Here is a 13,189-nt window from a genome sequence, read left to right on the forward strand (position 1 = left end):
TATGGCAAATGATGTAAAAACCCGTTACAGCGATAAAGAGCTGGAAGAATTTAAAGTATTAATTCAGGGAAAAATAGAGAAAGCGAAAGAACAATTAGAATTAATTAAAAGCGCTTATAAAAACGACAGTACAAACGGTACAGATGATACCTCACCTACTTTTAAAGCCTTTGATGAAGGAAGTAAAGTAATGAGTAAAGAGGCAAACTCTCAACTGGCAATACGTCAAGAGAAGTTTATTCGTGACCTTAAAAACGCATTAATCCGTATTGAAAATAAAAGCTACGGTGTATGTCGTGTTACCGGAAAACTAATTAATCCGGAGCGTTTAAAGCTAGTACCTCACGCTACATTAAGTATTGAGGCCAAAAACATGCAAAAATAAACCGATTTTTAACCGCTTTTTCATCATAGGTGATACCTATCATCTTTATTTAAGTTGGTAAGATAAACTTGCCTTGTAACTAATAAACATCGCCCCATATTTTGGGGCTTTTTTATGCTGAAATATTTTATAACAGTTACTTTTCTATTTGTTTTAGCTGAGTCATCTGCTCAAAAAATACTTGAGAAAGAGTTTAATGCCTCTGGGTTCAATACTTTGATACTAGATTCAGATACTGTATTTACAGTAAGGCTTTCTTCAGAAAAAACCGATAAAATACGTATCAATACTCACGTTGAAGGTGAATATCATGAAAATGTTGTTGTAAATATTTCTGAAGAAAATAAAACCCTCACAGTTACCACCGGATATTCACCGTTTTTTGAGAAAGAAAATGATAAACTAGCCGCTCACAAAGTTATAGCTATAGATATGGTTATTACAGTTCCTGAAACAATGAAGGTTGAAGTGCATTCAAAAATAGCCTCTGTTATTGGAGAAGGAACATTTAACAATGTGTTTGTAGCTTTAGAAAACGGAACGTGTCATTTAAAAAACTACACCGGTAATGCAACCCTTTATACCAAACAAGGCGCAATTGAAGTTTATGCTTCACCGGCTGTAAGCGCAGAAGCGATATCAAAAAAAGGAAATATAAAGAATGAACTACCCAAACACGGGAAGTATAAAATTAAAGCAGAAAGCATAACAGGCTCAATCACACTATTACAAAACAAATAATATTGCTATTTTTGCGGCTGTTAAATTAATTTATGTCATTAAAGAAGGCTACCCTCATCATTATTTTGGTTCTGTTGATAGACCAAATTTCAAAAGTTTATATAAAAACTCACTTTGTTTTAGGTGAAGAAATTAAAGTTTTTGATTGGTTTCGTATTCTTTTTGTAGAAAACGAAGGTATGGCTTGGGGTGCCAAAATCCCGGGTGAATATGGTAAATTGATACTTACATTATTCCGTTTGGTAGCTATTGTTGGTATTGGCTACTGGCTTTGGGATTCAATCAGAAAACATGCATCTCGTGTACTCGTTGTCTCTATCGCATTAATATTTGCAGGAGCTTTTGGTAATATCATTGATTCTGTTTTCTACGGAATAATATTTGACGATAGCTACCATCAATTGGCTACGTTTATGCCAGAAGATGGCGGTTATGGAACCCTATTTCACGGTAAAGTGGTAGATATGCTTTATTTTCCTTTATGGAAAGGATATTTACCCGAGTGGTTGCCATTTTGGGGTGGAAAATACTTTACCTTTTTTGAACCGGTTTTTAATATCGCAGATTCTTCAATAAGTGTAGGTGTAGCGCTATTGCTTATATTTCATAAAAAAGCATTTCCTGCTACCAAAGAAAAAGAAGCCGAGTAAATAAACGCTGGTTTTAGGAACCGGTTGGAGCCAAACATGAAAAAGGCTCAAAAGGGATATTTCTCGCAACCCAAAACAATATTACAATCCCAAAGAAACCATATACCCAAATATTGTTATAAAACAATGTAACTCTATACTTAGTTTGGTAGATGAAGTTATACACTCTAATCACTAATGCCCAAATTACTAAAGGAAAAATAACAACTAAAAGCGGATTATACCTAAAAGCGTCATAAATATTAAAGTGAATCAATTGATGCAAAGCGCGCTGTGATCCACACCCAGGACAATGTAAACCAGTTATATGATGAAAAGGACAAGGTATAAAAAATGAACTCTCTGCAGGATTATATTGATAAAATAGTAATGCCAGTAACCCAATACCTATACATAAAAACCCTACTTGAACAATTCGTTTATTAGTATCCGTTAGAAAGTATGCCACCTGCTACACCTAAAATAACTAGTAATATATAAAGTATAATAAATATACCTGAAACAATAGCACTCCACATCGCCCATTTTTTAGCATCTCTTGAGGCTTGTTCTGCCTCCATGTAATTACCTTGAGCGTACAACTCATTAACTTTTGATGATTTTACTATCGATACAATACCAAGAGGCAAACAACAAAATATAGTAGTTAAAATTGCCCATACTAGGTGATTGTCAGGTTTTGGAGGCTGGTTCATTGAAGATTCCATAATAATAAGTTAGTTATGTTTTGTGAAGGATAAAGATAGAAAGTTTTTTAAAAAGAATAGCTATTTTTTGGAGTTACACAATAATGTAATGGAATATCAGTTTCTTCTGAAAGAATTATTTTTTCAGGTGGGAAAAATGATAGCCCAACAAAAATAGTTTCTGAGTTACATCGTGCTAAAAACCGATCATAAAATCCCTTTCCGTAGCCTATTCGGTTGCCTTTTTCGTCATAGGCTAAAAGCGGAATAAAAATAACATCCAATTGCTGTTCAGGAATTTCTATGCCATCTACGGGCTCTGGAATGCCAAAATTTGAAACTTTAATTACCGTGTTTTCTTGTAATAAAAAATGGGAGAGTTGGTTGGTTTTAAAATCAGATTTTGATACAACTATACTTTTATCTTTCCCTTGTAAAATGTGCATCAAATACTCGGTGTTTACTTCCTTTTTTGACTCAATAGGAAGAAAAATATGATAGTACGTTTTTTCCCAAATTGGCAATTTTAAAGCTTGGTTAGCCAATTGCAAACTTAAATCTTCAATTTCTGAAGAAGAAAGTTGTTCTCTACGCGTTTTATAAGTTTGTCTTAGTTGTGCTTTATTCATTAAAAATCTTCTTGCTCTGTTTCGGTAATTGTAGTGTTTTCAGTTGAAATATGAAATATAGCATCACCTTGATAGATAATAGGTGATTGATTTACGTTAATAATGTAACCATCATTAGGCGAAAGCACCTTAAAGCGCATAGTTCCATAAGGGTCTGTAATGGTTGCTAAAAACTCACCTTTGACTACGTGTTTGTGACAAGGCACTTTTACGTGTAATAATCCGCTTTTTTGCGCACGTAACCACTTGCTTTTTTCAATAAGTACACTTTTTGTTTCAGTTGTAGGAACTTCAAATGAATCTTGAAGCATATCAAGATGTTTTAAAACACGTAGAATACCGTGAACGCCGTGCTTGGCAATTTGTTTGTCACTTTCTAGTGATTTTCCGCCTTCAAATAGAAGAGAAGGAATGTTTAAATCGTGACACGTTGCGCGGTATGATTTTTTTAATAAATCGGAAAAAACAATAAAAGGTGGATTAAAAACTTTAGCCAATTCTAAAAGCTTTGTATCATTAGGTTGAACTCGTATCTGTGCTGCATTAAATCTACTGGCACCTCCGGTATGAAAGTCTAAACAATAGTCTGCGTAAGGTACAATTTCTTTGGTAAAATGATACGCTACTCGACTGGCTAATGAGCCATGTTTGGTACCCGGAAATTTTCGGTTTAAATCTTTTCCATCTGGAAATTCACGTTGGGCATTTAAAAAGCCAAAAATATTTAAAATAGGAATACAAATAATGGTTCCGCGTTTTGGGCGGTTCATTTTCTTGGCAATAAATTGCCTTACAACCTCCACACCGTTAATTTCATCTCCGTGGATTCCTGCTGTTATTAAAACGGTAGGTCCGGGAACTGCAGCTCGTTCTACAATTACCGGAATTTCAATTTTAGTAGATGTATAAAGCTTAGCAATACTAAAGTTGAGTGTTTTGCTTTCGCCAGGACTTATCTTGGTGTTAAGTAGTATTAAATCTTCATTTTTGTATTCCGTCATACTTATACGTTTCGTTCAATATATTTTATGATGGTAGTAGCAATATCTTTTCCTGTGGCTGTTTCAATACCTTCCAATCCGGGGGAAGAATTAACCTCCAAAATCAACGGTCCTCTGTCTGATTGCAACATATCAACCCCAGCAATGCCTAATCCCATAGCTTTGGCAGCTTTTACAGCAGCTACTTCTTCTTCGTCACTAAGTTTTACAACAGTTGCGCTACCACCTCTGTGCAAATTGGACCGAAATTCTCCTTCTTTTCCTTGACGTTTCATGGCACCAACTACGTGGCCATCTACTACAAACGCTCTAATGTCTGCTCCGCCGGCTTCTTTTATATATTCTTGAACGATAACCCTTGCTTGTAAATTGTTAAACGCCTCAATAACAGACTCTGCCGCTTTTTTAGTTTCGGCTAGAATAACCCCTATTCCTTGTGTGCCTTCTAATAGTTTTATAATAACAGGAGCACCGCCAGCTTGTTCTACAATCTCTTTGACGTTTTTTGAATAGTTGGTGAAGATAGTTTTCGGCAACCCCAATCCTGCTCTTGATAAAATTTGCAAACTACGTAACTTGTCACGTGAGCGCACCAGTGCCATAGACTCGGTAGTTGAAAAAACGCGCATCATTTCAAATTGACGTACAACGGCTGTACCATAAAAGGTTACAGATGCACCAATACGAGGAATCACTGCATCGGTGTCTGAAAGAGGCTTACCTTTATAATATACCAATGGATTTTTTTTCTCAATAACAATATCACACTTGGTGTGGTTTATTATTTCTACTTCGTGCTTACGCTTTTGTGCTGCTTCTACCAGGCGTTTAGTAGAATACAATCCTGCATTGGCCGAAAGGATCTTTATATTCATTTTTGTTTTGCTTTGAGTTTTTGCGATAGATTAGTCTTATTGATATCTACAACAAATTTTTTAGTTAAAAAATTGCGTCCCAATAATACGGGAAATTTCATTTCCTTTCGGTCGCTTAGGGTTAAAAATATAGGATGTTTTTTTCCGAATAATATAATTTCAGTGTGTATTCTATACCGAGTTTGTGCTTCGCCATTACTACTTTTCACCACTTTTACATCATATTGATCAAAAATAAACTCTTTATTGTGATACTGTGGATGTTCTTCATCAAGAAAACGACATTTTAAGTAGTCATTCTCTACGGTAACATCTGTACAATGAATGGAAGATGTAAATGCTCCTGTATCAATTTTTACTTCAATATCTTCAAGTTCTAGTTTTGGAAAATCTGCTTTATCTATTCGGCCTATTTTTCGTTTCATACATTTAAATTAATGGTGTTAATACTCCATTTATAATTGTTTAATTATGGCGCAAGGATTTCCGTAGGCTAAAACATTGCTAGGAATATTTTTAGTAACTACACTACCTGCACCAATAGTAACATTGTCTCCAATGGTTACACCCGGAAATATAACCGAATTACCTCCAATCCATACATTGTCTCCTATGATTACTTCTTTTGATGAGGTTAAATACCGCGTTTGGTTGTCTTCTTTTATAATTCTATCTGAAGCTTTTAAAGGGTGACTCGCAGTATATATTTGAACATAGGGTGCTATGAGTCCATTTTTCCCAATAGATATGTAGTTATTGTCCAAAAACATACAATTGGTGTTTATAAATGTATTTTTACCTATTGATATGTTTTCTCCATAATCACAGAAAAATGGGGTTTCAATCCACACACCGGCTTCTTTTACTTTAAATAATTCGGTTAAAATTGCGTCGCGTCTTTCGGTTAATTCTGAATCAAGGTTATTATACTCTTTTAATAATTTTCGTGCTTTGTGGTACATTTTCAATAATTCAGGATCTCTAGAATTATAAAATTTACCGGCGAGCATTTTTTGTTTTTCAGTCAAAATAAAAAGAATTACTATACAAAACAATATACTAAAAACCTTTATGAATAAAGAGGTAACACGTGGTTTTAAGTTTTATTTAAAAAGGTTACCGTTTGTTTCGTTCTATATAACCAATAATACTTTTTGAAATGTTTTTTTGTGTGGTTTTTTCAATCCCTTCCAGTCCGGGAGTTGAATTTACTTCCAGCACCAGAGGACCTCTTTCAGATTGTAAGATGTCCACGCCACAAACACCCATCTTTAATGCTTTGGCAGCTTTTATGGCAAGTGCCTCCTCTTCATAATTTAACTGAATACTTTCTGAAGTGCCACCACGGTGCAAATTGGACCTAAAATCACCGGCCTTGCACTGCCTTTTCATTGCAGCTACAACAACCCCATCTATAACAATCACACGTAAATCTGCTCCTTTTGACTCTTTAATATATTCTTGTAACACAAATTTTTGTTTTGCTGCTACTAAGGTTTCAATAATAGGATGAGCTTCTTTTGAGTTTTTTGCCAATATTACACCTTGACCATGTGTTCCTTCCAAAAGTTTAATAATCAAAGGGCTTTCACCAAAAATGGCAACCTGTTGAGCCGATAAGTATGGATTTATCAAAACAGTATGCGGAACGGCAACACCTGCTTTTGAAAGAATTTGAAACGAAGTCCATTTATCTCGAGAGTTTAATATTGCTTGTGCCGAAACAATACTGAACACATCCATTGCTTCAAAATGCCGTACTAGTGAAGAACCGTAGTAGGTGTTTGAAGCTCCTACCCGTGGAATCACAGCGTGCAAATCATCTACCTTTTCATCATGATAAAATAAGGTAGGATTGCCGTTTTGAATACTCAATCTACAATACGTAGGGTCAAGCACTTCCATAGCGTGGTTGCGCTTTTCACCTGCTTTTAATAAGCTTTGTGTAGAGTATAAATGAGATCCTCTAGAAAGAATGGCTATATTCAAAATGGTTTTAATTGATAGCGCAAGATATACATTGTCAATTTTATTGTAAAACGAAACATATGATTATTTATGTTTCATATTATCAAATACAAACCAAGAGCATCTGTGGCTATAATGCATCTTTCATAATATCATTGACTACCTCTGGGTTTAATAATGTGCTAGTATCTCCTAGATTATCAGTGTCTCCAGAGGCTATTTTCCGAAGGATACGACGCATAATTTTACCGCTTCTTGTTTTGGGTAATCCTTCTGTAAACTGAATTTTATCTAGTTTTGCTATAGGCCCTATTCGATCGGTAATTAATTGATTAATTTCTTTTCTAAGGTTATCTTGATCTCGAGTTTCGCCAGCTTCTTTTAGAGTTACATACCCATATAGTGCTTTTCCTTTTACTTCGTGCGGAAATCCTACAATTGCACTTTCTGCGACTGCTGGATGTTCATTAATGGCATCTTCAATAGGAGCAGTACCCAGGTTATGTCCTGAAACGATTACTACATCGTCCACGCGACCCGTGATACGATAATACCCAACGCTGTCTCGCATTGCGCCATCACCTGTAAAATACATGTTTTCAAAACTTGAAAAATAGGTGTCTTTATAGCGTTGATGATTTCCCCAGATAGTACGTGCCATGGAAGGCCACGGAAATTTCATACATAACCTACCGGAAACTTGATTTCCTTTTAATTCCTTTCCTTCTTCATCCATTAAAGCAGGTTGTATTCCGGGTAATGGTAAGGTGGCAAAAGTAGGGATGGTGGGTGTTACAAAAGGAATGGCAGCAATCATAATGCTACCTGTTTCAGTTTGCCACCATGTATCGGTAATAGGACTTTTGCCACTTCCTATATTTTCATCATACCAATGCCAAGCTTCTTCGTTTATTGGCTCGCCAACCGTTCCTAATACTTTTAAAGAACTAAGGTCATATTTTTCAACAAACTCTAAATTTTGCTTTGCCAATGCTCTTATGGCTGTTGGGGCTGTATAAAACTGATTCACCTTGTGCTTTTCAACAATCTGCCAAAAACGGCCCCAATCTGGATATTGTGGTACGCCTTCATACATAACCGTGGTGGCTCCGTTTGCTAAGGGACCATATACAATATAACTGTGACCGGTAATCCAACCAATATCTGCTGTACACCAATAAACATCATTTTCTCGATACTGAAACACATTTTTAAATGTAAATGCGCTACCTATCATATATCCGGCCGTAGTATGCACCATTCCTTTGGGTTTTCCGGTAGAGCCAGAGGTGTAGAGAATAAAAAGAGGGTCTTCTGCGTCCATTATTTCTGGTTCACAAATTGTTGAAGCGTTATCAAGCAAGGGCTTCAACCACTCGTCGCGACCTTCTTTCATGTTGATTTCAGAATTAATCCGTTTTGCAACCAAAACAGTTTTTACGCCGTCACAAGACTCCAAGGCTGTATCAACGATGCCTTTAAGATCAATTGTTTTATTTCCGCGGAAGGAACCATCTGCAGTAATTACCATTTCACAATCACAGTCGTTTATTCGAGTTGCCAAAGCATTTGAAGAAAATCCTGCAAATACCACTGAGTGAATAGCACCAATGCGAGCACAGGCCAATACTGAAATTGCTAATTCTGGTATCATAGGAACATAAATACAAACCCGATCTCCTTTTTTTACACCTTTTTCTTTTAATACATTAGCAAATTGACACACTCTGTCGTGAAGTTGTTGATAGGTAATGTGTTCTGCTTTTTCTGAGGGATCATTGGGTTCAAAAAGGATGGCTGTTTTATCTCCTCGTATGCGTAAATGACGATCTATACAGTTTTCGGTAATGTTTAACTTGGCACCTTTAAACCAAGAAATTTCAGGTTTGTTAAAATCCCAAGATAATACTTCATCCCATTTTTTGCGCCACATAAAATGTTCTTCGGCTATTTCATCCCAAAAGGTTTCAGGGTATCGTACAGATTTACGATAGATTGTAAAATATTCTTCTAGACTTTTTATGTGATAATTACTCATAAATAACGGATTAGGATAAAATAAAATGCTTGACTACCAAATTTAGCAAATGTTTAGAGAAGTAAGAAAAGTTTGGTAAACCCTCACGCGATATTTAACGAATGGTGTAAAGTTTTAATAGGATTGTGTTATTGGTTGTAGGTTTATTAATGTAAAACCTACAGTGAAAACAAATTTTAAGCGCTTTTGTTTATAGTTTCTTTAATATATTCAGCCAAGTATTTACTGTCCTTTTTAGTTCCACCTAATGTAGCTGAACCTCTTGTGTGTAACCAAGGAAGACCAATGAAATAAAGACCTTTAATATTACTTATTCCCCGATTATGCTTTGGGTATGAATCTTTTGTTAGCTCTAAACCATCAATCCATGAAAAATTGGGTCTATACCCTGTGGCCCAAATAACATTTTTTAAATTATTGATTTCTTTACTTTCAGTAAAAACCGTATTGTCTTCTGCATTGGTAGTATTCCCAACTGGGATAACATTTTTTCTATTCAGAATGGCACGTACGTCTGTACCAATTATGGGTTGTTTGGTTTGACTCAGCTTTTTACCCAACCAAGTTTTTTTACTGAAACTTAAAAAACCCGTTTTTGTAAACCACCACCATAATGTTTTGCCAAGAATTTCTTGTGGTAAGACCCTTACATCTGTAGCTCCTGAAAAATATGTAATTCTATCAGTTTGAGAAACCTCATTTAAAATTTGGAATCCTGAATCTCCAGCACCAACAACCATAGTTGGTCCTTCTTTTAGTTGGTGTGGATTTTTATAATAATTACTATGTATTTGAAAAATATCTTTAGAGATTTTTTTTGAAAATGAAGGCGTATAAGGAATATGAAAAGGCCCCGTTGCAACTACTACATTTTTTGCTTGAAACACTCCGTTATCATGCTTTAAAGTGAAAACATTATTTTCTTTTTTTACACTTTCTATAAATACATTAAGCTTAACACGTATATTGAAACGCTCAACATACTCTTTAAAATAAGAGGCAACTTGGTTTTTATTTGGGTAATGTCCTTTTTTTGCCGGAAAGTCCATTCCGGGTAGGTTGTTAAATTCAGAAGGAGTAAAAAGCTTAAGTGAGTCCCACCGATTTAACCATGAAGCTCCAATCTCATCCTCTTTGTCTACAACCAAATAATTTTGGTCTAATTTATCTAAATAGTAAGCCATTGAAAGTCCTGCTTGAGCGGCTCCAATAACAATAAAATCAAACATTCTTTTTTTTGCAAAGGTAAGCTTTTAACTGCGGGTTACTTACTCTTAATACTAAATTGCTTTGAATTTATTATCACACCTTTACATCTTTAATTTTATAAACCATCGTATTTAATTAAGTTTTGTTATTTATTTCCTATTCAATTACAAACGCTTACAAACAACTATAAACGAAAGTAAATACGTACCAACCGATTACCTTGTATCACTCATCATATGTTTGTATCGTTGAATTTTAGTTCAACATTAATCTTAACTGTTAAATCTTAAAAATTAAAATTATGAACGCACTTAGAAACAAAGTACAGTTGATTGGACGCCTAGGACAAGATCCAGAAATCGTAACCTTTGCCGATGGTAATAAAATGGCAAAATTTTCAATAGCTACAGACGATAGCTATAAAGACAAAAATGGTCAAAAAGTTGAGCGCGCCTACTGGCATAATGTAGTTGTAAAAGGCGGTTTGGTAAATGTAGTAGAGAATTATATTGCCAAAGGACAAGAGATAGCTTTAGAAGGTAAACTTACCAATCGCTCTTGGGATGATAAAGACGGTAACAAACGATACATCACCGAAATACTTTGCAATGAATTACTTATGTTGAGTAAATAACCTTTAGTAATATCCATAAAATGGGCGCTTTTATGCGCCCATTTTAATTGAAAATATCGTGCTCTTTAAATCCTAAATTATAAGAGAAGGATGTGCCGTATATTTAATTTAACTTTGCTGCTTATGCCAGGTACAAACACATCACTTACTTTATTAAACTTACTGAAAACTCATTTTGGGTTTGATACTTTTTTACCCAATCAAAAACAAATTATCACCACCCTTTTAAAAGGAAACGACACCCTGGCAATTATGCCTACTGGTGGTGGAAAATCATTGTGTTTTCAATTACCTGCATTGGCTTTAAAGGGAACCGCAATTGTTATATCGCCCTTAATTGCATTAATGAAAGATCAGGTTGATGCATTACGATCAAACGGTATTTCAGCAGCATATTTTAATAGTTCACAACCTGAAGAAGAGCAACAACAAACCCTTTCAGATTTACAATCTGGAAAACTGAAGCTTTTTTATGTAGCTCCAGAAAGCATATTTTTATTAGAAAATATCTTACACCGTATTGTTATTAATCTATTTGCAATTGACGAAGCACACTGCATCTCATCTTGGGGTCATGACTTCAGGCCGGCTTATACTCGTTTAGGGAGTCTAAAGCAACATTTTCCAGAAATTCCTATAATTGCCTTGACCGCAACGGCAGATAGTGCAACTCAAGACGATATTGCAAAACAACTGGCTATTCCGAAAGCTAAAAAATTTATTGCTTCTTTTGACAGACCTAATCTGTATCTCGATGTAAGACCCGGTCAAAAACGAATTCAACAAATACTTCAGTTTTTAAAATCACATCAAGATGACAGTGGAATTATTTACTGTTTAAGCAGAAAAAGCACTCAAAGTGTAGCCGATAAACTAGTAGCTGCCGGTTATGATGCAAAAGCCTATCATGCAGGATTATCTTCAGAAGAACGAAGCGAGATTCAAGAACGTTTTGTTAATGATCAAATACCTATTATTGTCGCTACCATCGCTTTTGGGATGGGAATTGATAAAAGCAATGTACGCTGGGTAATTCATTATAATATGCCCAAAAATATTGAAGGCTATTATCAAGAGATTGGCCGTAGTGGAAGAGATGGATTGCCGGCACACACATTATTATTTTACAGTTTTGCTGATGTAGTACAACTAAGGAAATTTGCCGAAGGGAGCCCAACAGAAGACTATCAACTTGCCAAGCTAGAGCGCATGCAACAATTTGCTGAAGCATTGAGTTGCCGTAGAAGGGCTTTGTTAGGTTATTTTGGCGAACACGTTCAAGAAGATTGCGGCAACTGTGATGTTTGTAAAAACCCTCCCGTTTATTTTGACGGAACTCAATTGGCTCAAAAAGTATGTTCTGCAGTGGCGCGTTTAAATGAACAAGAAGCATTAGGGATGGTAATTGACGTGTTGCGTGGCGCACACAATGCTAGTGTATACAGTAAAGGGTATCAAAACATAAAAACATATGGTGAGGCTAGTGATGTATCTTGGCGTGATTTGCAGCAATACATTATTCAGCTAATCAATCAAGGTGTATTAGAAATTAGATTTCATGAAAATGGAAGGTTGATTTTAACACCCTTGGCAAAAGGAGTTTTGTTTGAAAATCGAAAAATAAGTTTGGCAAGACCTCTTCAGAAAAAAGAAGAAGAAACATCATTTACCTCAGAAACTCAAACCACAAACGGTCTCTTTTCAAAATTAAAGCAGTTACGTGCAAAATTAGCTAATGAAATGGGCGTCCCTGCTTATGTAATATTTAGTGATGCAAGTTTAAAAGACATGGTAGCAAAACTACCTCAAGATGAATTAGCTTTTTCTGAAATAAGCGGTGTTGGTCAAGCCAAATTAGAAAAATATGCTGCTTCTTTTCTAAAAGTAATTCAGGAAGAGCAAAAGGAAAAGCCCAAAAAAGTAGTCAAAACACGCAAAAAGAAACGCTCAAACAAAACACCTACTCATCTAATAAGTTTAGGGCTATTTAGGGACGGCTTAACAGTTGATGAAATTGCAACCCAACGAGGTTTGGTAAATAGCACAGTACATTCACATTTATTAAAGGCTCATAGCGCAGGAGAAGAAGTTGAGGTTGAAAAATTAATATCTTCTGAAGAAATTGACAAAATAGCCTCTGCAAAACAACAATTAGAAAATCCTAAAAGCTTAAAAGATTTCTTTAAGCATTTTGAAGAAAAAATTCCGTATTGGAAAATAAAGCTGGCACTGTACTTGTCTGATAATTAATCAATCAACCTTTCAAACACCGCTTGTTAAAATCACATTTAAAAACAGTTTTTAATGCTATTATGGTGCGTTAATTTGAAATTTATTGACTAATAAGCAAACTAAATTCAGTTTTTTTAACAT

At 35.2% G+C, this 13,189-nt stretch carries 15 protein-coding genes; 5 read left to right on the forward strand and 10 right to left on the reverse strand.

Annotation, left to right across the window (positions count from 1 at the left end):
- The first annotated feature begins 1 nt into the window (after position 1).
- The 3 genes from INR76_RS04735 (at position 2) to INR76_RS04745 (ending at position 1,776) form a co-directional block, all read left to right on the forward strand.
- Positions 2 to 385: a TraR/DksA C4-type zinc finger protein gene (locus INR76_RS04735; RefSeq protein ID WP_223109511.1), complete on the forward strand. Its 384-nt coding sequence runs from the start codon at positions 2 to 4 to the stop codon at positions 383 to 385.
- Positions 386 to 499: 114 nt separating this feature from the next.
- Entirely contained in the window at positions 500 to 1,126 is a 627-nt protein-coding gene (locus INR76_RS04740) for a hypothetical protein (RefSeq protein ID WP_223109512.1), read from the forward strand.
- Positions 1,127 to 1,158: 32 nt separating this feature from the next.
- Positions 1,159 to 1,776, forward strand: coding sequence for a lipoprotein signal peptidase (locus INR76_RS04745; RefSeq protein WP_223109513.1), 618 nt, complete (start codon positions 1,159 to 1,161; stop codon positions 1,774 to 1,776).
- A 13-nt stretch (positions 1,777 to 1,789) separates the two neighbouring features.
- On the opposite strand, the gene INR76_RS04750 is transcribed toward INR76_RS04745, so the two are convergent.
- From INR76_RS04750 to INR76_RS04795, 10 genes are all read right to left on the reverse strand, one after another.
- A complete protein-coding gene (locus INR76_RS04750; RefSeq protein ID WP_223109514.1) occupies positions 1,790 to 2,224 on the reverse strand; it encodes a DUF2752 domain-containing protein in 435 nt (144 codons plus the stop codon).
- Positions 2,199 to 2,483, reverse strand: a complete 285-nt coding sequence (locus INR76_RS04755; protein WP_223109515.1) for a CD225/dispanin family protein — start codon at positions 2,481 to 2,483, stop codon at positions 2,199 to 2,201. The genes INR76_RS04750 and INR76_RS04755 overlap by 26 nt, the downstream gene beginning before the upstream one ends.
- 47 nt (positions 2,484 to 2,530) lie before the next feature.
- Positions 2,531 to 3,091, reverse strand: a complete 561-nt coding sequence (locus INR76_RS04760) for a 5-formyltetrahydrofolate cyclo-ligase (protein ID WP_223109516.1) — start codon at positions 3,089 to 3,091, stop codon at positions 2,531 to 2,533.
- On the reverse strand, positions 3,091 to 4,092 hold the full coding sequence (locus INR76_RS04765) for a succinylglutamate desuccinylase/aspartoacylase family protein (RefSeq protein ID WP_223109517.1): 1,002 nt from the start codon (positions 4,090 to 4,092) through the stop codon (positions 3,091 to 3,093). The genes INR76_RS04760 and INR76_RS04765 overlap by 1 nt, the downstream gene beginning before the upstream one ends.
- 2 nt (positions 4,093 to 4,094) lie before the next feature.
- The gene (rimK, locus tag INR76_RS04770; protein WP_223109518.1) at positions 4,095 to 4,967 is read right to left on the reverse strand and encodes a 30S ribosomal protein S6--L-glutamate ligase; all 873 of its coding nucleotides are present in this window, start codon (positions 4,965 to 4,967) and stop codon (positions 4,095 to 4,097) included.
- A complete protein-coding gene (locus tag INR76_RS04775) occupies positions 4,964 to 5,392 on the reverse strand; it encodes a RimK/LysX family protein (RefSeq protein ID WP_223109519.1) in 429 nt (142 codons plus the stop codon). Before INR76_RS04775 ends, rimK begins: the two co-directional genes overlap by 4 nt.
- 30 nt (positions 5,393 to 5,422) lie before the next feature.
- On the reverse strand, positions 5,423 to 5,995 hold the full coding sequence (locus INR76_RS04780; RefSeq protein WP_223109520.1) for a sugar O-acetyltransferase: 573 nt from the start codon (positions 5,993 to 5,995) through the stop codon (positions 5,423 to 5,425).
- Positions 5,996 to 6,083: 88 nt separating this feature from the next.
- Entirely contained in the window at positions 6,084 to 6,956 is an 873-nt protein-coding gene (locus tag INR76_RS04785; RefSeq protein WP_223109521.1) for a RimK family alpha-L-glutamate ligase, read from the reverse strand.
- Positions 6,957 to 7,065: 109 nt separating this feature from the next.
- Positions 7,066 to 8,973, reverse strand: a complete 1,908-nt coding sequence (gene acs, locus INR76_RS04790) for an acetate--CoA ligase (protein WP_223109522.1) — start codon at positions 8,971 to 8,973, stop codon at positions 7,066 to 7,068.
- A 176-nt stretch (positions 8,974 to 9,149) separates the two neighbouring features.
- Entirely contained in the window at positions 9,150 to 10,202 is a 1,053-nt protein-coding gene (locus INR76_RS04795) for an NAD(P)/FAD-dependent oxidoreductase (protein ID WP_223109523.1), read from the reverse strand.
- A gap of 281 nt (positions 10,203 to 10,483) precedes the next feature.
- On the opposite strand from INR76_RS04795, the gene INR76_RS04800 reads away from it, so the two are divergent.
- Together INR76_RS04800 and recQ are read left to right on the forward strand one after the other, a co-directional pair.
- A complete protein-coding gene (locus INR76_RS04800) occupies positions 10,484 to 10,816 on the forward strand; it encodes a single-stranded DNA-binding protein (RefSeq protein ID WP_223109524.1) in 333 nt (110 codons plus the stop codon).
- Between the two features lie 123 nt (positions 10,817 to 10,939).
- Positions 10,940 to 13,066, forward strand: coding sequence for a DNA helicase RecQ (gene recQ, locus INR76_RS04805; RefSeq protein ID WP_223109525.1), 2,127 nt, complete (start codon positions 10,940 to 10,942; stop codon positions 13,064 to 13,066).
- Positions 13,067 to 13,189 lie beyond the last annotated feature (123 nt).

The sequence above is a fragment of the Marixanthomonas sp. SCSIO 43207 genome (genome assembly GCF_019904255.1).
Taxonomy (GTDB): domain Bacteria; phylum Bacteroidota; class Bacteroidia; order Flavobacteriales; family Flavobacteriaceae; genus Marixanthomonas.

What these genes read in the sequence shown, in the direction of transcription:
- INR76_RS04795 (WP_223109523.1), bottom strand. Translation starts at nt 10,202, where the DNA reads ATGTTTGATTTTATTGTTATTGGAGCCGCTCAAGCAGGACTTTCAATG.
- INR76_RS04800 (WP_223109524.1), top strand. Translation starts at nt 10,484, where the DNA reads ATGAACGCACTTAGAAACAAAGTACAGTTGATTGGACGCCTAGGACAA.
- rimK (WP_223109518.1), bottom strand. Translation starts at nt 4,967, where the DNA reads ATGAATATAAAGATCCTTTCGGCCAATGCAGGATTGTATTCTACTAAA.
- INR76_RS04745 (WP_223109513.1), top strand. Translation starts at nt 1,159, where the DNA reads ATGTCATTAAAGAAGGCTACCCTCATCATTATTTTGGTTCTGTTGATA.
- INR76_RS04775 (WP_223109519.1), bottom strand. Translation starts at nt 5,392, where the DNA reads ATGAAACGAAAAATAGGCCGAATAGATAAAGCAGATTTTCCAAAACTA.
- INR76_RS04740 (WP_223109512.1), top strand. Translation starts at nt 500, where the DNA reads ATGCTGAAATATTTTATAACAGTTACTTTTCTATTTGTTTTAGCTGAG.
- INR76_RS04755 (WP_223109515.1), bottom strand. Translation starts at nt 2,483, where the DNA reads ATGGAATCTTCAATGAACCAGCCTCCAAAACCTGACAATCACCTAGTA.
- INR76_RS04735 (WP_223109511.1), top strand. Translation starts at nt 2, where the DNA reads ATGGCAAATGATGTAAAAACCCGTTACAGCGATAAAGAGCTGGAAGAA.
- recQ (WP_223109525.1), top strand. Translation starts at nt 10,940, where the DNA reads ATGCCAGGTACAAACACATCACTTACTTTATTAAACTTACTGAAAACT.
- INR76_RS04760 (WP_223109516.1), bottom strand. Translation starts at nt 3,091, where the DNA reads ATGAATAAAGCACAACTAAGACAAACTTATAAAACGCGTAGAGAACAA.
- INR76_RS04765 (WP_223109517.1), bottom strand. Translation starts at nt 4,092, where the DNA reads ATGACGGAATACAAAAATGAAGATTTAATACTACTTAACACCAAGATA.
- acs (WP_223109522.1), bottom strand. Translation starts at nt 8,973, where the DNA reads ATGAGTAATTATCACATAAAAAGTCTAGAAGAATATTTTACAATCTAT.